Source organism: Paenibacillus sp. GYB006 (assembly GCF_036577645.1).
Lineage (GTDB): Bacteria > Bacillota > Bacilli > Paenibacillales > Paenibacillaceae > Paenibacillus.
Map to the genome: position 1 here is coordinate 34,517 of NZ_JARBDA010000016.1, position 21,888 is coordinate 56,404.

Consider the following 21,888-nt stretch of genomic DNA (forward strand, 5'->3'; position numbering starts at 1 on the left):
CCCTCCTTAACCAAGTCCTAAATTCTAGGTTCTTTCCCCTCTAGCAATCCATAAGACCGCCAAAGGGGAGTAAGAGCCTGATGAAAATTCCGGTATTGAGACAAATGACAATGACTTATTAATAAATTACTCTGCGCCTACTTCTGAACCTTCAAGATTGAGGCTCAGCTTATCGCTCGCAGCATCGTCATCATCATCTGATTCTTTCAAATCAATTTCTTCTTCATCTTTAGTGAGCATCTTAACGTCCATACCAAGGCTTTGAAGCTCTTTAATAAGAACTTTAAAGGATTCTGGAATACCTGGTTCTGGTACATTCTCACCTTTAACGATGGATTCGTAAGTTTTCACACGACCAACCACATCATCTGATTTTACAGTAAGGATTTCTTGAAGCGTGTAGGCAGCACCGTATGCTTCAAGCGCCCATACCTCCATCTCCCCGAAACGTTGTCCACCAAACTGAGCTTTACCACCCAGCGGCTGTTGCGTAACGAGTGAGTAAGGACCTGTAGAACGAGCATGAATTTTATCGTCAACCATGTGGGCAAGTTTGATCATATGCATGACACCAACGGTAACTTCACGTTCGAAGCGATCACCCGTACGGCCATCATATAGAACTGTCTTACCGTTACGTTGCATTCCTGCTTCTTCCATCGTATCAAATACGTCATACTCCGTTGCACCGTCAAATACTGGTGTAGCAACATGAATACCTAGTTGCATTGCAGCCATACCCAAGTGAACTTCAAGAACCTGACCGATGTTCATACGGGATGGTACACCCAGCGGGTTCAGAACAACTTGAACTGGTGTTCCATCAGGAAGGAAAGGCATATCTTCTTCTGGAAGAATACGCGCCACGACCCCTTTGTTACCGTGACGTCCTGCCATTTTATCACCCTCGGAAATTTTCCGTTTTTGAGCGATATAGACACGAACGAGTTGATTCACACCTGGAGGGAGTTCATCACCATTCTCACGAGTAAACACCTTCACATCGACTACAATCCCGTCAGTACCATGAGGAACTCTCAGAGATGTATCACGAACTTCACGAGCCTTCTCACCAAAGATTGCATGAAGGAGACGTTCTTCCGCCGTAAGTTCAGTTACCCCTTTAGGTGTAACTTTACCTACCAAGATATCGCCTGCAGCGATCTCGGCACCGATACGGATAATTCCACGCTCATCCAGATTACGAAGAGCTTCTTCCCCGACATTCGGAATGTCGCGCGTGATTTCTTCTGGTCCAAGTTTCGTGTCACGAGCTTCGGACTCATACTCCTCGATATGGATCGATGTATAAACATCTTCTTTAACGAGTTTCTCACTAAGAAGGATCGCATCCTCATAGTTGTAACCTTCCCAAGTCATAAAGGCTACGACTACGTTACGACCAAGTGCTAGTTCACCCATTTCAGTAGATGGACCATCTGCCAAAATGTCGCCAACCTTAACGCGATCGCCAATTTTAGCAATTGGACGTTGGTTAATGCATGTTCCTTGGTTCGAACGCATAAATTTGTGTAATTTATGTTTAACAAGATCGCCTTTAACTTCTTTACCGTCTACCATTTCAATTTTACGAACCCAAATTTCATTGGCAGAAGATCTTTCAATAATCCCGTCATGTTTGGATACAATACATACACCAGAATCTTTCGCAGCCTTATGTTCCATTCCTGTACCTACTAGCGGTGCTTTAGGAATCAGAAGAGGAACAGCCTGCCGCTGCATGTTAGATCCCATGAGCGCACGGTTGGAGTCATCGTTCTCAAGGAACGGAATGAGCGCCGTTGCAACGGAAACTACTTGTTTAGGCGATACGTCCATATAGTCAACTCGATTATTAGGCATGGTTGTAATGTTATCAGACTGTTTATTATAACGTACAACAACCATATCCTCAGCAAATGAACCGTCATCATTCAGCTTCGCGTTTGCCTGAGCGATAACATAGTTATCTTCCTCGTCAGCTGTAACGTAGCGCACTTGATCAGTAACACGGCCCGTCTTAGGATCTACCCAACGATAAGGAGCCTCAATAAAACCATACTCATTAACGCGAGCAAATGTAGACAAGGAGTTGATCAAACCGATGTTTGGTCCCTCAGGAGTTTCAATTGGACACATACGGCCATAGTGAGATGGATGAACGTCACGCACTTCAAAGCCAGCGCGCTCACGAGTCAAACCACCTGGTCCGAGTGCGGATAAACGACGTTTGTGAGTAAGCTCTCCCAGCGGGTTCGTTTGATCCATAAATTGAGACAACTGAGAACTACCGAAGAATTCTTTAATCGATGCAATTACAGGGCGAATATTAATAAGCGCCTGCGGTGTAATTACATTCGCATCTTGGATAGACATTCTTTCACGAACTACACGTTCCATACGGGAAAGACCAATACGGAATTGATTCTGCAAGAGTTCACCCACAGAACGCAAACGACGGTTACCCAGGTGATCGATATCATCTGTATCACCGATGCCTTGCAGTAAGTTCAAGAAATAACTGATGGAAGAGATAATATCTGCTGGAGTTATGTTCTTCACAGATTTATCAATATTGCTGTTCGCTATCAACTTCACAACTTTTCCATCTTCATTTGGTGAGAATACATCAATCGTTTGAACAGGAATATCATTAGCATCAAGAACACCATTAGCTACATGATAAGTACGTGTTCCAACTCCGTTTTCACTTTCAAGGTAAGGAAGAATCTCATCTAGCAAACGGCGGTCAATAACTTGACCTGCTTCAGCGATGATTTCCCCTGTTGAAGTATCAATCAGAGACTCAGCTAGACGCTGATTGAACAAACGGTTTTTGATGTGAAGCTTTTTATTCATTTTGTAACGACCTACGTTAGCAAGGTCATAACGTTTTGGATCGAAGAAGCGAGCTACAAGCAAGCTCTTTGCATTATCCAATGTTGGCGGTTCGCCTGGACGAAGACGCTCATAAATTTCAATCAGCGCTTTCTCTGTCGAATCCGTATTGTCTTTATCCAGCGTATTTCGGATATACTCGTCATCGCCGAGTAGTTCCAAAATTTCTGCGTCTGTACCGAATCCAAGAGATCTAAGTAGTACGGTAACAGGGATTTTACGAGTACGATCGATACGAACATAGATAATATCCTTCGCATCCATCTCGAGTTCGAGCCATGCACCACGGTTCGGAATCACTGTTGCTGTATAAGATTTCTTTGCATTCTTATCTATTTTAGTGCTGAAATAGACGCTAGGGGAGCGAACCAACTGGCTGACAATAACCCGTTCCGCACCGTTAATGATAAACGTGCCTGTTTCCGTCATCAGCGGGAAATCCCCCATGAATACTTCCTGCTCTTTGACTTCGCCCGTTTCCTTATTAATGAGCCGGACCTTAACCCGAAGTGGTGCGGCATAAGTAACGTCGCGTTCCTTCGCGTCGTCTACCGTATATTTCGGTTCACCGAGACTGTAGTCGATAAATTCCAATACCAGATTACCGGTAAAATCCTGAATAGGCGAGATGTCCTGGAACATTTCGCGCAAACCTTCCTCCAAAAACCATTCGTAAGATTTTTGTTGGATTTCTATCAGGTTCGGAATTTCGAGTATCTCGTTAATTCGTGCATAACTGCGCCGAGTGCGTCGACCATACTGAACAAGATGTCCTGCCAACTTAAACTCACCCCTCAATGTCTACTCACTTTTAAAAATTTCGTTGCGAACCTCTGTTTGTAACCTTATAATGGAACTCATAACAAGATTATCTGATAACAGAGTTGCGTATCCACAAATAAAGAAAAGCCCTTAATTCGAATTTTTTCGATAAAAGAGCAACTTAATTAGTGGATGTCCTCTTCATCCCAGAAAAACCCACTTACGTATAGTTTGCCCAAAATGTACATATTATACGCCGATCTGCACAGAAATATGCCAAAAAAGGCGAAAAAAAGATTGACATTTTTACAAACTAAAGCTAAGTAGGGCATCTTAATACTGACATTCACTAAGAATACCATAACTGATTTGTCAAGTCAATAGTTCAATTGCATTTTTTTGCAATTATATACTTTCCATCTCTTGGTTATTTCTCCGCTCTGAAAATCCGATATCCTTTATCTTTGGTAACTTCCTCTACATATTTGAACATTGAAGAAAGCTTTTCTCTTGCTGAAGGCGCGCCCTGTTTCTTCTGAATCACAATCCACAAAGATCCTCCAACTCTAAGCTGCTCATACGCCTGTTCAAAAATAGAATGCACGATCTCTTTACCTGCTCGAATCGGTGGATTCGTTAGAATGACATCAAACAATTGATTCCGCACCGCTTCAAGACGATCGCTTTGTTTAATCACCGTATTACTACTCACTTGATTTTGAATGGCATTGTGTCTGGCAAGTTCAACAGCTCTTTCATTAATATCAAGCATTGTCACAATCGCATCCGGGACAAGTTTTGCTGCCGTAATACCAATTGGACCGTACCCACAACCAACATCAAGAATTGCTTTGGCACCTGTCAAATCCATTGCATTAATCAGGACCCGACTACCATAATCCACACCATTCTTCGAAAAAACTCCAGCATCACTTGTCAGTTTTAGCGAAAAACCTCTCAAATCTACTGCAAGCATCTGCCGATCATGAGCAGTTTCAGGCTTACTGGAATAGTAGTGATCGGACATGATACAAAACCCCTTCTCTACAAAGTACATTAGCATAATGAAAGATACCGAATATCTTCAATTATTACCAATCATGCCCCTTCATAACAACAAACCCCTTGATTGCTTCAAGGGGTTTGTATGTTAATTTTCCTATTCACTTAAATAGTGAAATGGACTATTTCAATTCAACAGAAGCGCCAACTTCTTCAAGTTTAGCTTTAACTGTTTCAGCTTCTTCTTTGCTTACTTTTTCTTTCAAAGCTTTAGGAGCGTTGTCTACTACTTCTTTAGCTTCTTTCAAGCCAAGACCAGTGATTTCGCGAACTGCTTTGATTACGTTGATTTTGGAAGCACCAGCAGATGTAAGGATTACATCAAATTCTGTTTGCTCAGCAGCTTCAGCACCGCCAGCAGCGCCACCCATAACAGCTACAGGAGCTGCAGCAGTTACGCCAAATTCTTCTTCGATTGCTTTAACAAGATCGTTCAGTTCCAATACAGTCATACCTTTGATTGCTTCCAAGATTTGCTCTTTACTCATGGTTGAACCTCCATTATTTTAATTAGTATTTTATATAGCTTGTTTATTCAAAAAATCAAGCGCCTTGCTCTTCTTTTTGTTCGCCAACTGCTTTAACCGCAAGGGCGAAGTTGCGTACAGGTGCTTGAAGCACGCTGAGGAGCATAGAAAGAAGACCTTCGCGTGAAGGAAGCTCTGCAAGTGCTTGAACTTCTTCAACACTAACTACACGACCTTCAACTACCCCACCTTTAATTTTCAAAGCTTCGTTTTTCTTAGCGAAGTCATTCAAAATTTTGGCTGGAGCAACAACATCATCAGTACTGAATGCAATTGCAGTAGGGCCAGTAAGAACTTCATCAAGCTCAGACAGCTCAGCAGCCGCAGTTGCACGGCGAAGCAATGTGTTTTTCAGTACTTGGAATTCGATTCCCGCATCACGAAGCTGTTTACGCAGCTCAGTTACTTGGGAAACGTTTAGACCACGATAGTCAGCTACAACAGTAGTTGCGCTTTCGCGCAATTTAGCTGTTACTACATCAACCGCTTCTTGTTTTGCTTGGATCACTTTTGCGTTTGCCAAATTGTACACCTCCTGATAGATTTCTTGCAGATCAGCCAAAAGACTGTCCTGCATCCAGCGCCTTCTCCATCATTGAAAGATCAGGGCTGTAAAAACCGCTTATTCGCGGAAGATTTTCCGTAAGATTCACGAATCGGGAAGCATTACGATTCCCGATTCATTTATCCATAAGAAAAGCCTCCGTAGAATCACGAAGGCTTGATAAAGTCATATTGAGCAAAACACTCAAATGATACGTTCTATCATCACACCTCGGTAGGAAATTAAGCTTGTTACAGCACCTACTGTCTACGGTAAGCATATTCGAATTTAATGGTCAGTCACAAGGACTAAACAACTTTATCAGAATAACAGATTCAGATGACATAAGTCAACTGGAATTTATTACTTGAAAGAAGCTGTGTTCACGCGCGCACCAGGTCCCATTGTAGAGGACATGCTGATGTTTTTCAGGTAAACACCTTTTGCAGCAGCTGGTTTTGCACGGTTAAGTGCTTCAACCAAAGCTTTCAGGTTTTCATTCAACTGCTCAGCAGTGAAAGAAGCTTTACCGATTGGCGCATGAATTTGTCCCGCACGATCCAGACGATACTCGATTTTACCAGCCTTAATTTCTTGAACAGCTTTAGTAACATCAAAAGTAACCGTACCAGCTTTCGGGTTAGGCATAAGACCTTTACCACCGAGCAGACGACCCAATTTACCTACTTCACTCATCATGTCAGGTGTAGCTACGCAGACATCAAACTCGAACCAACCTTGTTGGATTTTTGTGATCATATCTTGATCTCCAACGTAGTCTGCTCCAGCTGCTTCCGCCTCTTTCGCTTTTTCACCTTTTGCAAATACCAATACGCGTTGTGTTTTACCTGTACCATGTGGCAAGACAACAACACCACGAACGGCTTGGTCTTGTTTACGAGGGTCTACGCCCAAACGTACTGCAACTTCGATTGTTTCGTCGAATTTAGCAGTAGCTGCCTTTTTGACAAGCTCTACAGCTTCCAAAGGCTCGTAGCTTGCTTCGCTGTCAATCAGCTTAGCAGCTTCAACATATTTCTTACCATGTTTAGCCATGTTTTTTTCCTCCTTTGTGGTTTTAGCGGATATACCTCCCACAACACAGGCTGCGAATCAGCCTGTGCACGAACACTTGTAATTAGTCTTCGATGGTGATACCCATGCTGCGAGCAGTACCCTCTACCATGCGCATTGCGGACTCAACGTTCGCAGCGTTTAGGTCAGGCATTTTTTGCTCAGCAATTTGACGAACAACGTCACGTTTTACAGTTGCGACTTTTTTCGTGTTCGGCTCACCGGATCCTTTTTCAAGTTTAGCAGCTACTTTAAGCAATACTGCTGCCGGTGGAGTTTTAGTGATGAATGTGAAAGAACGATCTTCAAACACCGTAATTTCAACTGGAATGATCAAACCTGCTTGATCAGCAGTACGAGCATTAAATTCTTTACAGAATGCCATGATGTTGACACCTGCTTGACCCAATGCTGGACCTACTGGTGGTGCTGGGTTTGCTTTACCTGCAGGAATTTGCAGTTTTACCATTTTAATTACCTTTTTGGCCATGTAAGACACCTCCTTGCATCAATAGTGGTTAGCGAGCATGTAGCCCTCCCACAGAAACCATAAGCTTGCGCTCTATAATTTTTCCACTTGATCGTAATCGAGCTCAAGCGGGGTTTCCCGTCCAAACATGTTGACGTGAACTTTCAACTTACTCTTCTCAGCCAATATTTCTTCCACGGAGCCCACAAAATTCGCAAAAGGACCAACTTTAATTCGTACGGATTCCTTAATATCGAATTCAATCTTCGGTTTTGGCTCCACAACACCCATATGCTTCAGAATCTGTTCAACTTCATCCGGCAATAGTGGCGTGGGCTTCGAACCAGATCCTGTTGATCCAACAAAACCAGTAACTCCCGGAGTGTTGCGAACAACATACCAAGAATCATCAGTTTGAACCATCTCAACAAGGACATATCCGGGGTAAATTTTACGCATAACGGTTTTTTTCTTACCGTCTTTATTTACCACTTCTTCTTCCATTGGAACAAGAACACGGAATATTTTGTCCTCCATGCCCATGGACTCTACGCGTTTTTCCAAATTGGCTTTGACTTTGTTCTCATACCCTGAATAGGTATGAACGACATACCATCTTTTTTCCATATCAAGCCACCTGGGACCCTTCTTAAATTATCGCTTCAATCACAGCGGAAATACCGATGTCAAGCACCCAAAAATAAAGCGTAATAACAATAACCGTCCCCAAAACAATAAGGGTGTAGTTAGTTAACTCTTTACGATTAGGCCAGCGAACCTTTTTGAGCTCTGCCCAGCTTTCTGAGAAAAAGGAAAACAGAGACTTGAAACTACGTTTCACGCCGACTACACCTCCAAATAACTATCTGGTTTCGCGATGAGAAGTCTGCTCGTTACAAAACTTGCAAAATTTCTTCATCTCCATGCGGTCGGGGTGATTACGCTTGTTTTTAGTCGTTGTGTAATTTCTTTGTTTGCAATTAGTACAAGCCAAAGTAATAATTACCCGCATGATGTGCACCTCCCGAAGACATCCGAACATTATCAGAGTCTCTAAATTGGTTCCTAAAAAAAATAGCGCGAATTTAGGCCTACCTAAAACACTTTATCACAAGGGTATATTCATGTCAATCGAAGAATAGGCTTTAATCTCTGCCTAAAATACCCTTTTCTAGAGTTTCTTACTTCAAGTCTAACTTTTTCTCAGAAAGCTGTTCTTGACACCTCTTGCATATCAGACAGAAAAATGAATGAAATAGAATATATACATCCAATATCTCATGGTCGATAGCTTGGATCGAGCGTACAATCGAAAACGTCAATGTTTATCAGTATGAATCAATCCGCTTTTTTTAAACGCTCTTCCTCTTCTCCAACAAAAAAAGACTCGATCTAGTCTGAGTCCTTCTTCAGAAAACGAGTTAATCTAATTATCTCTTACTTCTAGATATTTCTCAAGTTTTCGTTTTACACGCTGCAATGCATTATCGATCGATTTCACATGACGATTAAGATCCACAGCTATTTCCTGGTAGGATCTTCCGTCCAGGTATAACATAAGCACTTTGCGTTCCAGGTCACTTAGAATCTCAGACATTTTGTCTTCTAATCCAGTAAATTCTTCCTGGTTAATAACAAGTTCTTCCGGATCACTTACTTGTGTGCCACAAATAACATCCATCAAAGTGCGGTCAGATTCTTCATCATAGATCGGTTTATCCAGAGAAATATACGAATTCAGTGGTATATGCTTCTGACGAGTCGCTGTTTTTATAGCCGTAATGATCTGCCTCGTTATACATAACTCAGCAAATGCTTTAAATGATGCCAGCTTGTCCCCTCTGAAATCACGTATCGCTTTGTACAGCCCAATCATTCCTTCTTGAATGATATCTTCTCTATCAGCACCAATTAAAAAGTAAGATCTTGCTTTGGCTCGTACAAAATTACGATACTTGTTGATCAAGTATTCTAGTGCCTCACTGTCGTTGTTATGAACGGCTTGGACAATATCCTCATCACTTAGATAATCAAACTTGGACAACATGATATCTTTGAGGTCAACACTCACTAACAATCCCTCCGGCTGCAACGCAAGGACCCCGTTACCTATCAAAATATAGCCCAAGTATATATGAACATACCTTCCAACGTCAACCACACTTCGCCTAAAAAAGAAAAGAATGATATAAATGTCAAGAGATTCATAATTCTATTGTTATACAAAATGGTAGATTTGATCTCAATCTCTTCTCCATTTTTCGAACATTTTGCGCACTTCGGGTGACAATTTCGAGTCTATTGTGTTTTTGGTTGATTTCTTCTGGTAATCATCTTTTATCTTTCGCCCAAGTTCCTTATCATTCTGTTCCAGCTCGATATAAAGTTCCCGGGCGGATAGACGGAGCGCACCTTGACCAAAAATAACATGCTGCTCCACCATATCACTTGTAGCCACATAGATCTGACGTCTCCGAGAACTAAGCTCACCTACAAGCCTTTCAATACACTCGTCAGCCGTCTCTTTTTCTTTAGTGAAATGCACCTGCACTTTACTCTCTGTGAAAGATTTGCCTAAACCTGGCACTCTATAAGCATCAAAAATGACAATCACTCTTATCCCCGAAAAACCCTGGTAATCGGCCAGCCGTACCAACAGCTTGTCCCGTGCATCCTGCAAATCGGTTCGGGCAAGGGCAGAGAGTTCTTTCCAAGCCCCTATCATGTTATAACCGTCCACGAGAAGCACATCACGGGTATCCTTCATTTTCAGCTAATCCTTATGACTTCCGGGATCTAAGCACTTCGTACATCACTACGCCTGCGGCAACAGAAGCATTCAGGGAGTTGATCTGGCCAGCCATTGGTAACTTCAAAAGAACATCACATTTTTCACGAATAAGCCTTCCCATACCTTTTCCTTCATTGCCGATTACGATAGCGACAGGTCCCGTAAATACACCGTTTCCGAAAACAGACTCTGTTGCTTGCAAGTCGGTTCCCACAACCCATACACCCGCTTCTTTCAGTTCATCAATGGTTTGTGCCAAATTACTTACTCTTGCTACAGGAACATACTCAGCTGCACCGGCAGAAGTTTTAGAAACAGTTGCTGTCACCTGAGCCGAGCGACGTTTCGGAACAATCACGCCATGAGCTCCCGTGCAGTCCGCAGTTCGTAAAATAGAACCTAGATTGTGGGGATCCTCAATCTCATCTAGCAAAACAAGAAAAGGATCTTCTCCTTTATCTCGCGCAGCAGCGAGTAGATCTTCCACATGTGCATATTCATAGGGAGCAGCCTGTGCCACAACACCTTGATGCTGTATGCCAGGAACCATTTGCTCTAACTTACGCTTGTCTACCTGTTGAATAATCACGCCCGCTTTTTTCGCCTCAGCATAGATCGGCAAGGTAAGATGCTTTTGTGCTTGCTCAGCAATCCATATTTTGTTTATCGTTCTTCCGGAACGCAGCGCCTCTATAACCGAGTGCTTACCGGCAATCCATTCTTCTTCCATTTCTCTATATCCTCCTAGCTTCGATACATCATACTTTGACTGTTTAGAAGCTCTATATTTCGTTATAATCGATTATTACTTTTGTGCTTTTCCTTCTTTTTTGGCTTGCTCCATTCTCTGAATGCCAAGAACAATAAGTTCACGGAGTCTTTCTTGATATCCACTCGTGTATAAATACCCGATCAGACATTCAAAAGCGGTAGCGTGTCTATATTCCAAAACATCTGCATTTTTCGGAACACTGGATTTGGCATTTCTACCTTGCCTCACAATATCCGCTTCGGCAGGTAACAATTCTTCCTCAATATACGACAAAATCCTGCTTTGTGCTTTCGCAGATACAAAACTTGTCGCATTTTGATGAAGATGATTGGGACGCAGATTAGATTTTGACAGCAAATATTGTCTGACAGCGACCTCATAAACCGCATCACCTATGTAGGCAAGAGCAATCGGGGGAATAAGTTCCGGCTTACGGGAAGGAGGGTAGGGAAATAACCACCCTTTCTCCCCTTCGCCTCCGTCATAATTCTTCAGTTGTTGGTTCTCACTCATTTGCGCCGCCATCTTACACCTTGTGGTGTATCTTCGATAACAATCCCCATATCTGCCAGCTCATCTCGAATCTCATCAGAACGAGCCCAATCCTTTGCCTTACGAGCTTCCGCACGCTCTTGAATCAGCTTCTCTATATCGGCATGAAGTTCATCTTGCTCTTCGGTATACAGGCGAAGTACCGCATTCATTTCCTCAAACAACGCAAGCATTGCTTCAAGTTCAGCACGGTTAACTACTTCTGCCTGAAGAAGCATATTCGCTTCATTTACCCATTCGAAAACGGCAGTAATCGCATCTGGTGTATTAAAATCATCCTGCATTTTTTCGTGGAATTGATCACGAATTTCTGCGATTTTTGCCTCCCGATCTTGCGGAATCGCTTCGTTAATTGTGACTGTATTCAGACGGTGTTTCATATTATTAACCGCATTGGCGATCCGATCCACACTATTTTCAGCCTGTTCCATAATATCTTCACTGAAATTAAGTGGATTTCGATAATGTGTCGAAAGCATGAAATATCGAATCGCTTCTCTTCTGTACTGCTCACGCAAATCTTTTACAAGGATACCGTTACCGAGTGATTTCGACATTTTCTCGTTATCAATACGGATAAAGCCGTTATGCATCCAGTAATTTGCGAGAGGTTTTCCTGTTAACACTTCGGATTGTGCTACTTCACATTCATGATGCGGGAATTGCAAATCTTGTCCTCCGCCGTGAATATCCAGTGTATCCCCCAAGATGTTACGGGCCATTGCAGAGCATTCAATATGCCAGCCTGGACGACCTTTCCCCCACGGACTATCCCAGAAAATTTCTCCTGGTTTTGCCGCTTTCCACAAAACAAAATCTTGCGGATGTTCTTTACGCTCATCGACTCCAATTCGAATTCCAAACTGAAGTTCATCCAGATTCTGTTTGGACAACTTACCGTAATCCGGGAATTTGTGAGTACGGTAATACACATCGCCGCCTTTTTCATAAGCGACCCCTTCATCCTCAAGTTGCTTAATAAAATCAATGATCAAATTCATATTCTCGGTTACACGAGGATTATGTGTTGCTCTCGGGATCCCTAGACCATCTAGATCTTCGTAGTAGGCTTGAATAAAACGATCCGCTACTTCCGGCACCGTCGTGCCAAGCTGGTCTGCTTTCTTAATCAATTTATCATCCACGTCGGTGAAGTTTACGACATAATTCACATCATTACCAATCACCTCAAGGTAACTGCGAACAACGTCGAAAAAAATCATCGGTCTTGCATTACCAATATGAATATAATCATACACAGTTGGTCCGCAGACGTACATTTTCACTTTCCCTGGTTCCTGAGGAACAAAGGTATCTTTATGCCTTGTGAGCGTATTATAAATTTGAAGCGTCATCAGTCACATTCCTTTCGATCTTTTCCATCATTATATTGTACCACGTTTACGCTTTGTTACCACGAACCACCGGTTCTTTTTCAAGGCAGTCCTGCTCTTGCAGAGATTTCAGCTTTTTCAGCTCTTCCCGCAGTTCATAGATCTCAAGCTGGAGTTCTCGCATGGAGTCAATAACAGGGTCAGGAAGCTGCTGACTTAAACGATCGATTCGTTTGCCATCCTGTTTTACTACTCGTCCTGGTATCCCTACCACTGTGCTATTTGGAGGAATTTCTTTCAGGACAACTGAATTGGCACCAATGTTACTGTAATCTCCTACTTTAAATGAACCAAGCACTTTAGATCCAGATGAAATTACGACATTATTCCCGATCGTCGGATGTCGTTTTCCTTTTTCTTTGCCTGTTCCCCCTAAAGTTACCCCCTGATAGATAACAACATCATCACCAATCTCGCAAGTCTCTCCGATCACCACGCCCATGCCATGATCTATAAAAAGCCTTTCTCCGATCGTAGCACCGGGGTGTATTTCAATCCCTGTCGTAAAACGACTCGCTTGAGAAATGGTTCTCGCCAAGGTAAACCATCCTCTTCGGTAAAAACGGTGAGCCAGTCGGTGAGCCCAGATCGCATGTAAGCCGGAATACGTAAAGATGACCTCAAACCAGCTTCTAGCTGCGGGATCGTTATCAAATACTGCCTGAATATCCGATTTCAATTTTCTAAACATGTCTGTTCCCCTCTTTGGCACCAAGCACCGTCTTAATTTCGAATTGCTTGCAGGTCTATGAAAAAAACGCCTCCGCAGCCCATATAGGCTGCAGAGGCGTCATAAGTCCGCGGTTCCACTCTGCTTAGTTATGTTCTTCATGAGTCCTATGACTAAGGAAGAACATAACTATCTTTGGACGTCCGATAACGAGGACGACGCGTCGCTACCTACCTGCCGTGCCTTGTTTATTGCATACAAGGGGCCAGGTTCGGAAGCGCAGCTCCCAGGCGCATTTCGATCGGCAGATTGTGAGATAACTTCCAGCCTCGAAGGCCCCGGGGCCTTACCTGGTTATCTTCTCTGGTTCACAACCACACCGCCTACTTCTCCTGATCACAGCTATTGAATAATCGTTACATTATTATTTCTTATATCTTAACGAAAAGAACTCATACTGACAAGAACAAGAAACATTCGTTTTGATTACTTTATTACTCTTGTTCTACAATCGTGCATTCAAACGAGAAAGAACCTTTTCACGACCTAGCAAATAAATGGTCTTGTTCAAATCCCGTCCATGCGTCTGACCCGTTAGAGCCACACGAATTGGCATAAAGAGTTGTTTCCCTTTAAAGCCTGTTTCTTTCTGAACCTCTTTAATAAGTGCAGCCATACGGGACGCTGAAAAGTCTTCCTCTACTGCTACTTTATCAGCAAAAGCACGAAGAACAACAGGAACTTGTTCCTCCTCCAGGATTGCAGCAGCATCGCCTTCATATTCCACTTCTTCTTTGAAGAACAAAGCAGATAATTCAACGATATCCGAGGCAGCCGTCATTTGCTCTTGATAGAGAGCTACTAATTCCTTGGCCCAGCTTTCTTGTTCTGGACTAAGTTCAGCAGGCAAGCGTTCTGCTATTTGCAAATGAGGGATGGCAAGTTTAGCAATCCGATCCGTGTCCGCATTTTTGATATACGTATTATTTAAATGAGCCAGTTTGTTTGTATCAAACACAGCCGGGGATTTCGAAAGACGGCTTGGATCAAAGATCTTAATCAGCTCATCTTTGCTGTAAATCTCCTCTTCACCTTCTGGGGACCAGCCTAATAAGGAGATGAAGTTAAACATCGCTTCCGGCAAGTATCCCAGTTTGTCGTACTGCTCAATAAATTGGATGATAGACTCATCCCGCTTACTGAGTTTTTTGTGATTCTCATTCACGATCAGTGTCATATGACCAAAGATCGGAGGTTCCCATCCAAGAGCTTCGTAAATCATGAGCTGTCTTGGTGTATTCGAGATATGATCTTCACCACGCAGAACATGAGAGATCTTCATTAAATAATCATCTACTACAACTGCAAAGTTATACGTAGGAATTCCATCTTTTTTGACAATAACAAAGTCGCCGGACTCTTTTGAATTAAAAGAGATCGTTCCTTTTACCATATCATCAAAAGTATAAACCTTCTCATCCGGTACACGGAAACGCACGCTTGGCACACGGCCTTCTGCTTCAAATGCCTTACGCTGTTCTTCCGTTAAATTCCGATGTTTACCAGAATAGCGCGGAGTTTCTCCACGGGCTGTTTGCTCTTCTCTCTCCTGCTCGAGTTCTTCCTCCGTACAGTAGCAGAAGTAAGCAAGACCACGGTCAATAAGATCCTGCCAGTATTTACGGTAAATATCGAGACGCTCCGTTTGACGGTAAGGACCGTATTCTCCCGGTACATCTACACTTTCATCCCAGTCCATACCGAGCCATTTCAGGTACTTGAGCTGACTTTCTTCTCCACCCTCCACGTTCCGTTTCACATCGGTATCTTCGATACGAATAATAAATTTTCCACCTTGGTTTCTAGCATACAAATAATTAAAAAGCGCCGTTCTGGCATTCCCAATATGTAAATGACCTGTTGGGCTTGGCGCGTAACGCACGCGGACTTCCGTGCTCATAATATCCCCTCCGAATTGTTTATCTCAAGATGATAGCACAGGTTGGATCAGGCAGACAACCGATTGCGCGGCGATTCCTTCTCCTCGTCCTGCAAAACCTAACTGTTCTGTTGTCGTTGCTTTTACATTCACTTGCGATACCTCAGCATGCAGTGCCTTAGCGATAATCTCCGCCATTTGCGGAATATAAGGAGCCATTTTGGGCTTTTGTGCAATAATAGTAGAATCAATATTTCCAAGCTTATAACCGCGTTCTTCTGCAAGTTCCCATACTCGCTCCAGCAACTTCAAGCTGTCAGCATCCTTAAATACAGGATCCGTATCAGGAAAATGTTTACCGATATCCCCCAAGCCTAGTGCGCCGAGGATTGCATCGCTGATCGCATGCAGTAATACATCGGCATCAGAATGACCAATTAAGCCTTTTTCATAAGGAATCGTTACACCGCCGATAATACATGGCCTGCCTTCCACCAACTGATGGACATCAAAACCTTGTCCTACTCGAATCATTGTTCTCTCTCCCCTTTTTGCATAAATGCAGCATAATCTAGATCTTCCGGTGTGGTAATCTTGATATTGGTATAACTGCCCTCTACAATCTTAACCTGTCTTCCCAGACGTTCAACCAGCATAGCATCATCTGTTCCTGCAAAACCTGATTCTATCGCCAGTTTATGCGCCTCTATTACATCCGAAAGACGAAAAGCCTGTGGGGTTTGAATGCTCCACAGACTGCTCCGATCGGGGGTCGCAGTTATCATTCCATCTGTACTTACCTGCTTAATGGTATCTTTGACAGGAACAGCAAGCACTGCAGCTCCAAATTGTTCTGCCGCCTTCATACATGCTTCAATGTGATCTGGCTGGACAAAAGGACGAACGCCATCGTGGATAAGTACATAATCCGTCTCAAGCTTCTGAAGACCCGCATAAACCGAATCTTGTCGTTCCTTCCCTCCTGCAACAACGAAAGTACGATGGTCACGAAGTCCAGATTGCTCAATCCATTCTTCACACCGTTTTACATCGGGCGCACCAGTTACCACAATGATATCTTTAATCATAGGTATGCGGTTAAACACTTCAAGTGTATGTATAAAAATGGGCTTGTCTTGCAGCAGCAGAAACTGTTTGCTCTCACTTGTCTTCATTCGTGAGCCTCTTCCTGCTGCGACAATGACTGCCCCCCATGATTTCGTCATGTACATTAACCCCTGCCTTGTCCGTCATCTGTCAGTATCCAGTGCATGGACACTTACTCTCCATCATAACGCTTTATTGCGCTTTTTCCAACAGTTTCGGCTTGGCAAAAATCATTCGTCCGGCAGAAGTCTGCAGTACACTCGTCACCAGGACTTCCATCATTGTACCGATATACTCGCGTCCGCCTTCAACAACAATCATCGTACCATCATCTAAGTAGGCTACACCTTGACCGTGTTCTTTTCCATCTTTAATAATCTGAACCATAATTTCCTCACCAGGAAGTACAACAGGCTTCACTGCATTAGCAAGATCATTGATATTAAGAACAGAAACACCTTGAAGTTCACATACTTTATTAAGATTAAAATCGTTCGTCACTACTTTTCCTTGCAGGACTTTCGCCAGTTTCACAAGCTTGCTGTCTACCTCAGAGATTTCTTCAAAATCCCCCTCATAGATCAGGACTTTAATCTCCAGTTCTTTCTGGATTTTATTCAAAATGTCGAGTCCTCGGCGGCCCCGATTTCTTTTCAGAAGATCAGAGGAATCCGCAATATGCTGCAGCTCTTCGAGTACAAATTCAGGAATTACAATGGTCCCTTCAATAAATCCGGTTTTACAAATATCAGCGATCCGGCCATCAATAATCACACTCGTATCGAGGATTTTATGTTCTTCAATGCGCCTCTCCTCATTCACTGTACCTGTATTCCATCTTCCTGAAGTCCAGAACGAACCTAAATCTTCTTTTTTGGCAAGACCAACCCGAAGCCCCATATAACCGAATACGAGCATAAGCGCCACTTGAAGTAAGTCCCCCGGTCTGCCAAGCCAGTTAAGCGAAGGATAAAGAAGTAACGAGAACAATAAACCTATACCAAGCCCCAGTGCTCCTGCTGCAAGTTCGCCCATCGGAACCCGTGCGAGTTTAGAGACCCCTTCTTCTACCCGTAGATCAAGAAGCGATCCAAGCATCCTGCTTAACAGAACAAAGAATACAGCACCAATTAACATAAATAATGTTAATGCCAAACCTACTCTGAATGTACTTGTCCCCTCACTTAACCAAGGGATCGTTTGTCCTACTGAATAATAAAGCGCATAACCAGACCATGCTCCGCAAAGCCCCGTGAATATAAAAATAAGCTTTCTCCACACGTCCCTACACCTCCTTAATTGCTTTTCTTTATCCAGTATGAACCAATTTTTTAGGTCCTAATCGTGGTAAGAAGGTATTTTTAACGGTAATTCTATGATTGTTTTTTTCTCTATTATGTAAATCATGGTTGAAAATGGTTTGTCTGCTGACTTATAATAAGTTCAACTGATAACCCGAGGTGAAAATAAAATATGAGCGCATCAAGTTTGCAAACTTTTCAGAACCAAGTATCCGAACTGTTGCTCCGCCACCGAAGTCTAATTGACGTTTTGTCCAAGAATGGACAAGCGGATGCTTCTGTTAACCGGGCTGTTTCTAAAGCCATTACAGACTGTGGTTGTATTGAACTCCATGCGACCAAGCAATCTTACGCTCATAATGGCGATCTAGAAGATGCCAAATCTTCGGTACAGACACATGTACATGGTGATCTGTGTGACCAGTGCAAAGAAGTCATCAGCTCAGAACTTGGACGTAATCTGTTCTACATGTCAGCACTATGCAATCTGCTTAATATTCAGTTAGAAGAAGTGCTTGAAAATGAAGCCAAAAAATGTTCTACACTAGGTATCTTCAACCTCTCCTAATCTCAGAAACCGCTTTTAATCATCACACAGACAATCAATTGACTCAAAGAGTGAATATAAAAAATTAAAAAAGCATTTATCTCTCCATACTAGGAAAGGTAAATGCTTTTTCTTATGATCATTTATTATGATTTCTATTTAAGCCTAAAGAGAAGTTTCATCTCTTTCTCTTTTCTTTTTCTTCTTGCGACTTCGGGCCAGAATAAGATCAATATTATGCGTCATACCATATATGGCATAAAGCACAAGAGGTATAAATACAAACATAGATAGTTGCTCTGAGAATAGTACCGCAAGTGCAATAGAAAAAAGAACAACCAGCGGAGCAATCCATACTGCTTTTTTAGGAAGACCCACTTTTTTCAGGTTAGGATATTTAAGCGAACTTATCATCAAATAAGCAAGCAATAAAGTTGCAATCATCATGAATGGAGCAGAAATGTCTTTACTGAATAAAGACAATGTCGCAAGTACACCGCCCGCAGCAGGAATAGGAAGCCCTGTAAAGTACCCAGGAATCCCAGGCCGTACATTAAAGCGAGCCAGCCTCAAGGCCCCGCATATCGGGAACAGGCACGTTACAATCCAAGCGAGAGCGATAGGAGCCTCCTGGAATGAAACGCTATACATTATATAAGCCGGCGCAGCTCCAAAAGAGATCATATCCGATAAGGAATCAAGCTCTTTACCAAAATCACTTTGAGCATTTAAAGCTCTAGCAATTCGACCATCCAGTCCATCCATCAGCATCGCTACAACAACCATAATCGCTGCTAAACTGTAACGACCCTCGGATGCCAGCAGAATGGCAATCATTCCGAGAGATAGATTACCTAAGGTAAACAAGTTCGGAATTGATTTTGTTATCATCACGTCACCTCGTAAGTGTAACTGTACAATTTTCTTCTAAATTTATAGCTAAACAACTTTACAATTCTACATTTGTCGATCAATAAACATTTGCTCTTGCAGACGCTTCAAGCCATCCTTGATCGTTCGAGCGCGAACTTCACCAATACCGTCCACTTCATCAAGCTCCTCAATCGTAGCCATAATCACATGTGGTAATCTTTCAAATTCTTCAACTAAATTATGAATAATGACATTAGGCAATCTTGGAATTTTGCTTAAAACTCGGTATCCTCTTGGAGCTACTGATTCTTCAGAAGCAGCCGCAGCAGCACCATATCCGAGAAGCCGGCCAATATGATGGGTATCAAGCAACTCATCATCTGTAGATCGTTTTAAGCCGTTAATAATGTCTTTGATCTTCTCATCACTGTTATCTTTGGCATAATCCTTATACAAAAGCCGAGCTTCCTCTTCTGTATTCGCAACAAGTTCTTCCATCTGCATGTTAATCAGACGTCCTTCATTGCCCAGTTCATTGATATAGCGTTTAATTTCCATCTTGATTCTTAGCACCATTTCCACGCGCTGTATTACGTTGATTACTTCAGGAATCGTAACCAATTCTTCAAACTCGGATGCACTCAGATTTGTGAGTGATTGGTTTAAGACTGCTTTATATTTTTCCAAAGTTTGAATCGCTTGATTGGCTTTTGTTAAAATAACTCCAATTTCCTTCAATGCATAACGCAGCGTTCCTTGGTAAAGAGTGATGATATTCCGTCTTTGCGAAATGGAAACAACCAGTTTTCCCGTCTGTTTTGCTACACGTTCTGCCGTACGGTGACGAATACCTGTTTCTGATGAAGAAATGGAGGAATCGGGAATTAACTGCGTATTTGCATACAATATCCGTTTCAAATCTTCGCTAAGAATAATAGCTCCATCCATCTTAGCAAGTTCATATAAATAGTTCGGTGAAAAATCGCAATTAATCGAAAATCCACCATCCACTACTTCCATGACTTCTGGACTGTAGCCGACAACAATCAATGCACCCGTTTTTGCACGCAGGACATTTTCAAGTCCTTCACGAAAAGGCGTTCCGGGTGCAACCAAACGTAACAACTCATTCATTTTATCCAGTTGGCTCGATTCTTTCATCTATTCAATGCCCCCTAATCTAAAGCAGCCGCTAGTGCATCTCCGACCGTATTAATACCGATCAGTTCTATTCCAACAGGATGCTTCCACCCCTTTAAGCTCTTCTCTGGCATAATTACCCGTTTAAACCCAAGTTTCTGCGCTTCTTTGGCTCTTTGTTCCGCTCTTGAAACGCCGCGCACTTCTCCAGTCAAGCCTACTTCTCCAAATATGACATCATAGGGTTTGGTTGGCAAATCGCGAAAACTGGAAGCAATACTTACTGCCATAGCCAAATCGGTTGCCGGTTCATCCAGTTTCACTCCCCCAGCTACATTTAGATAAGCATCTTGATTCTGGAGGAACATTCCTTGTCGCTTCTCAAGGACTGCAATAATCAGTGCCATACGGTTATAATCAACGCCGGTAGCCATTCGCCTAGGTGACGGGAATTGTGTAGCCGAGATCAGTGCCTGAAGTTCGACAAGCATAGGACGAGTTCCTTCCATACTCGCTACAACGGTGGAACCTGCCACTCCTAGCGGTCGCTCAGATAAGAACATTTCTGATGGATTAGCCACTTCTCTTAAGCCTGATTCTCCCATCTCGAAAATCCCGATTTCATTCGTCGAACCAAAACGATTCTTTACCGCACGAAGCAAACGATACGTATGATGACGCTCTCCTTCAAAATAAAGCACACAATCCACCATATGTTCCAGCATTCGAGGACCTGCAATAGAACCCTCTTTAGTAACATGCCCTACCAGAACCGTTGCAATGCCTAACCCTTTCGCAATCCGCATAAACCGTGATGTACATTCTCGTACCTGTGCAACACTTCCGGGAGCACTTGTTATTTCCGGTAAAAAAACGGTCTGAATTGAATCAATTACCAGAAAATGAGGGTCAACCTGACTTACCGCCTCTTCGATCCGTTCCATATTGGTTTCGCTAAGAACATATAGATCAGGAGACAATGCTTCAAGCCGATCGGCTCTTAGTTTGGTTTGTCTAACCGATTCCTCACCCGAAATATACAAGACGCGCAGCCCTGAAGCTGTCATGGCATGAGATGTCTGGAGCAAGAGCGTTGACTTACCAATACCCGGATCCCCACCAACAAGAATCAACGAACCTGGTACTACTCCTCCGCCAAGAACTCGATTCAGTTCCTGAATGCCAGTTAGAATACGCGGTTCTTGGTCACTTTCTATATTTATGATGGGAAGCGGTTTTTCTTTACTATCAAAAAGGGAAGAATTCCTCCCCTGTGTCTTCACAATACTTTCGGTTTCCTCCACCATGGAATTCCATGACTGGCAACCTGGACATTTACCGTACCATTTTGGCGATTCATAACCGCATTCTGTACAGTAAAACTTTGTTTTTACTTTAGCCACTTCACTTCTCCTCATTTAACTTTTCTTAAACTATAAGTATAAATTTTATATACCGAATTTACC

Annotated in this window: 23 protein-coding genes and 1 other annotated feature; of the genes, 1 reads left to right on the plus strand and 22 read right to left on the minus strand. The window is 42.8% G+C overall.

The window, feature by feature from the left end; genetic code table 11:
- Positions 1-126 precede the first annotated feature (126 nt).
- From rpoB to PV403_RS21475, 19 genes are all read right to left on the minus strand, one after another.
- Positions 127-3,678, minus strand: coding sequence for a DNA-directed RNA polymerase subunit beta (gene rpoB, locus PV403_RS21385; protein ID WP_213535599.1), 3,552 nt, complete (start codon positions 3,676-3,678; stop codon positions 127-129).
- Positions 3,679-4,087: 409 nt separating this feature from the next.
- A complete protein-coding gene (locus PV403_RS21390) occupies positions 4,088-4,687 on the minus strand; it encodes a class I SAM-dependent methyltransferase (protein ID WP_213535600.1) in 600 nt (199 codons plus the stop codon).
- Positions 4,688-4,844: 157 nt separating this feature from the next.
- Positions 4,845-5,210, minus strand: coding sequence for a 50S ribosomal protein L7/L12 (gene rplL / locus PV403_RS21395; RefSeq protein ID WP_160036598.1), 366 nt, complete (start codon positions 5,208-5,210; stop codon positions 4,845-4,847).
- A 55-nt stretch (positions 5,211-5,265) separates the two neighbouring features.
- Positions 5,266-5,772, minus strand: coding sequence for a 50S ribosomal protein L10 (gene rplJ, locus PV403_RS21400; RefSeq protein ID WP_249717793.1), 507 nt, complete (start codon positions 5,770-5,772; stop codon positions 5,266-5,268).
- A 161-nt stretch (positions 5,773-5,933) separates the two neighbouring features.
- Positions 5,934-6,084: a sequence feature (ribosomal protein L10 leader region), on the minus strand.
- A 72-nt stretch (positions 6,085-6,156) separates the two neighbouring features.
- Complete coding sequence (gene rplA / locus PV403_RS21405; protein WP_160036597.1) at positions 6,157-6,849, minus strand: 50S ribosomal protein L1; 693 nt, start codon at positions 6,847-6,849, stop codon at positions 6,157-6,159.
- An 82-nt stretch (positions 6,850-6,931) separates the two neighbouring features.
- Positions 6,932-7,357: a 50S ribosomal protein L11 gene (gene rplK / locus PV403_RS21410; RefSeq protein ID WP_213535602.1), complete on the minus strand. Its 426-nt coding sequence runs from the start codon at positions 7,355-7,357 to the stop codon at positions 6,932-6,934.
- Between the two features lie 72 nt (positions 7,358-7,429).
- Positions 7,430-7,963 (minus strand): transcription termination/antitermination protein NusG, encoded by a 534-nt coding sequence (gene nusG / locus PV403_RS21415; protein WP_213535603.1) that lies wholly within the window; start codon positions 7,961-7,963, stop codon positions 7,430-7,432.
- Between the two features lie 22 nt (positions 7,964-7,985).
- Positions 7,986-8,177 carry a preprotein translocase subunit SecE gene (gene secE, locus PV403_RS21420; RefSeq protein WP_160036594.1) on the minus strand — a complete coding sequence of 64 codons (192 nt, stop codon included), beginning with the start codon at positions 8,175-8,177 and terminating at the stop codon, positions 7,986-7,988.
- Between the two features lie 21 nt (positions 8,178-8,198).
- On the minus strand, positions 8,199-8,348 hold the full coding sequence (gene rpmG, locus PV403_RS21425) for a 50S ribosomal protein L33 (protein WP_072735843.1): 150 nt from the start codon (positions 8,346-8,348) through the stop codon (positions 8,199-8,201).
- Positions 8,349-8,762: 414 nt separating this feature from the next.
- Positions 8,763-9,407, minus strand: a complete 645-nt coding sequence (gene sigH / locus PV403_RS21430) for an RNA polymerase sporulation sigma factor SigH (RefSeq protein WP_213535604.1) — start codon at positions 9,405-9,407, stop codon at positions 8,763-8,765.
- 171 nt (positions 9,408-9,578) lie between these two features.
- The gene (locus PV403_RS21435) at positions 9,579-10,103 is read right to left on the minus strand and encodes an NYN domain-containing protein (protein ID WP_213535605.1); all 525 of its coding nucleotides are present in this window, start codon (positions 10,101-10,103) and stop codon (positions 9,579-9,581) included.
- A gap of 13 nt (positions 10,104-10,116) precedes the next feature.
- Positions 10,117-10,857 carry a 23S rRNA (guanosine(2251)-2'-O)-methyltransferase RlmB gene (gene rlmB, locus PV403_RS21440; RefSeq protein WP_213535606.1) on the minus strand — a complete coding sequence of 247 codons (741 nt, stop codon included), beginning with the start codon at positions 10,855-10,857 and terminating at the stop codon, positions 10,117-10,119.
- Positions 10,858-10,932: 75 nt separating this feature from the next.
- On the minus strand, positions 10,933-11,412 hold the full coding sequence (locus PV403_RS21445; RefSeq protein WP_249717791.1) for a Mini-ribonuclease 3: 480 nt from the start codon (positions 11,410-11,412) through the stop codon (positions 10,933-10,935).
- Positions 11,409-12,806 carry a cysteine--tRNA ligase gene (gene cysS / locus PV403_RS21450; protein WP_332085927.1) on the minus strand — a complete coding sequence of 466 codons (1,398 nt, stop codon included), beginning with the start codon at positions 12,804-12,806 and terminating at the stop codon, positions 11,409-11,411. The genes PV403_RS21445 and cysS overlap by 4 nt, the downstream gene beginning before the upstream one ends.
- Positions 12,807-12,852: 46 nt before the next feature.
- On the minus strand, positions 12,853-13,536 hold the full coding sequence (cysE, locus tag PV403_RS21455; protein WP_213535609.1) for a serine O-acetyltransferase: 684 nt from the start codon (positions 13,534-13,536) through the stop codon (positions 12,853-12,855).
- Between the two features lie 484 nt (positions 13,537-14,020).
- Entirely contained in the window at positions 14,021-15,475 is a 1,455-nt protein-coding gene (gene gltX / locus PV403_RS21460) for a glutamate--tRNA ligase (protein ID WP_213535610.1), read from the minus strand.
- Between the two features lie 24 nt (positions 15,476-15,499).
- Positions 15,500-15,988: a 2-C-methyl-D-erythritol 2,4-cyclodiphosphate synthase gene (ispF, locus tag PV403_RS21465; RefSeq protein WP_213535611.1), complete on the minus strand. Its 489-nt coding sequence runs from the start codon at positions 15,986-15,988 to the stop codon at positions 15,500-15,502.
- Positions 15,985-16,680 carry a 2-C-methyl-D-erythritol 4-phosphate cytidylyltransferase gene (ispD, locus tag PV403_RS21470; protein WP_213535612.1) on the minus strand — a complete coding sequence of 232 codons (696 nt, stop codon included), beginning with the start codon at positions 16,678-16,680 and terminating at the stop codon, positions 15,985-15,987. Before ispD ends, ispF begins: the two co-directional genes overlap by 4 nt.
- A 73-nt stretch (positions 16,681-16,753) precedes the next feature.
- Positions 16,754-17,842: a PIN/TRAM domain-containing protein gene (locus PV403_RS21475; protein WP_213535613.1), complete on the minus strand. Its 1,089-nt coding sequence runs from the start codon at positions 17,840-17,842 to the stop codon at positions 16,754-16,756.
- 192 nt (positions 17,843-18,034) lie between these two features.
- Between PV403_RS21475 and PV403_RS21480 the strand changes: the two genes are divergently transcribed.
- Positions 18,035-18,430 (plus strand): DUF1573 domain-containing protein, encoded by a 396-nt coding sequence (locus PV403_RS21480; protein ID WP_191804476.1) that lies wholly within the window; start codon positions 18,035-18,037, stop codon positions 18,428-18,430.
- A gap of 144 nt (positions 18,431-18,574) precedes the next feature.
- Here PV403_RS21480 and pssA read toward each other — a convergent pair whose 3' ends face one another.
- From pssA to radA, 3 genes are all read right to left on the minus strand, one after another.
- Positions 18,575-19,300: a CDP-diacylglycerol--serine O-phosphatidyltransferase gene (gene pssA / locus PV403_RS21485; RefSeq protein WP_332085928.1), complete on the minus strand. Its 726-nt coding sequence runs from the start codon at positions 19,298-19,300 to the stop codon at positions 18,575-18,577.
- Positions 19,301-19,366: 66 nt separating this feature from the next.
- Positions 19,367-20,443: a DNA integrity scanning diadenylate cyclase DisA gene (disA, locus tag PV403_RS21490; protein WP_332085929.1), complete on the minus strand. Its 1,077-nt coding sequence runs from the start codon at positions 20,441-20,443 to the stop codon at positions 19,367-19,369.
- A 14-nt stretch (positions 20,444-20,457) separates the two neighbouring features.
- On the minus strand, positions 20,458-21,825 hold the full coding sequence (gene radA, locus PV403_RS21495) for a DNA repair protein RadA (protein WP_160036580.1): 1,368 nt from the start codon (positions 21,823-21,825) through the stop codon (positions 20,458-20,460).
- Positions 21,826-21,888: the final 63 nt, after the last annotated feature.

Excerpts from the sequence above, each read along its gene's own strand:
- gltX (WP_213535610.1), bottom strand. The coding sequence starts at position 15,475 with ATGAGCACGGAAGTCCGCGTGCGTTACGCGCCAAGCCCAACAGGTCAT.
- cysE (WP_213535609.1), bottom strand. The coding sequence starts at position 13,536 with ATGTTTAGAAAATTGAAATCGGATATTCAGGCAGTATTTGATAACGAT.
- nusG (WP_213535603.1), bottom strand. The coding sequence starts at position 7,963 with ATGGAAAAAAGATGGTATGTCGTTCATACCTATTCAGGGTATGAGAAC.
- rpmG (WP_072735843.1), bottom strand. The coding sequence starts at position 8,348 with ATGCGGGTAATTATTACTTTGGCTTGTACTAATTGCAAACAAAGAAAT.
- disA (WP_332085929.1), bottom strand. The coding sequence starts at position 20,443 with ATGAAAGAATCGAGCCAACTGGATAAAATGAATGAGTTGTTACGTTTG.
- pssA (WP_332085928.1), bottom strand. The coding sequence starts at position 19,300 with ATGATAACAAAATCAATTCCGAACTTGTTTACCTTAGGTAATCTATCT.
- PV403_RS21390 (WP_213535600.1), bottom strand. The coding sequence starts at position 4,687 with ATGTCCGATCACTACTATTCCAGTAAGCCTGAAACTGCTCATGATCGG.
- cysS (WP_332085927.1), bottom strand. The coding sequence starts at position 12,806 with ATGACGCTTCAAATTTATAATACGCTCACAAGGCATAAAGATACCTTT.
- PV403_RS21480 (WP_191804476.1), top strand. The coding sequence starts at position 18,035 with ATGAGCGCATCAAGTTTGCAAACTTTTCAGAACCAAGTATCCGAACTG.
- ispD (WP_213535612.1), bottom strand. The coding sequence starts at position 16,680 with ATGACGAAATCATGGGGGGCAGTCATTGTCGCAGCAGGAAGAGGCTCA.
- rplL (WP_160036598.1), bottom strand. The coding sequence starts at position 5,210 with ATGAGTAAAGAGCAAATCTTGGAAGCAATCAAAGGTATGACTGTATTG.
- ispF (WP_213535611.1), bottom strand. The coding sequence starts at position 15,988 with ATGATTCGAGTAGGACAAGGTTTTGATGTCCATCAGTTGGTGGAAGGC.
- rplA (WP_160036597.1), bottom strand. The coding sequence starts at position 6,849 with ATGGCTAAACATGGTAAGAAATATGTTGAAGCTGCTAAGCTGATTGAC.
- PV403_RS21435 (WP_213535605.1), bottom strand. The coding sequence starts at position 10,103 with ATGAAGGATACCCGTGATGTGCTTCTCGTGGACGGTTATAACATGATA.
- PV403_RS21445 (WP_249717791.1), bottom strand. The coding sequence starts at position 11,412 with ATGAGTGAGAACCAACAACTGAAGAATTATGACGGAGGCGAAGGGGAG.
- rlmB (WP_213535606.1), bottom strand. The coding sequence starts at position 10,857 with ATGGAAGAAGAATGGATTGCCGGTAAGCACTCGGTTATAGAGGCGCTG.
- rplK (WP_213535602.1), bottom strand. The coding sequence starts at position 7,357 with ATGGCCAAAAAGGTAATTAAAATGGTAAAACTGCAAATTCCTGCAGGT.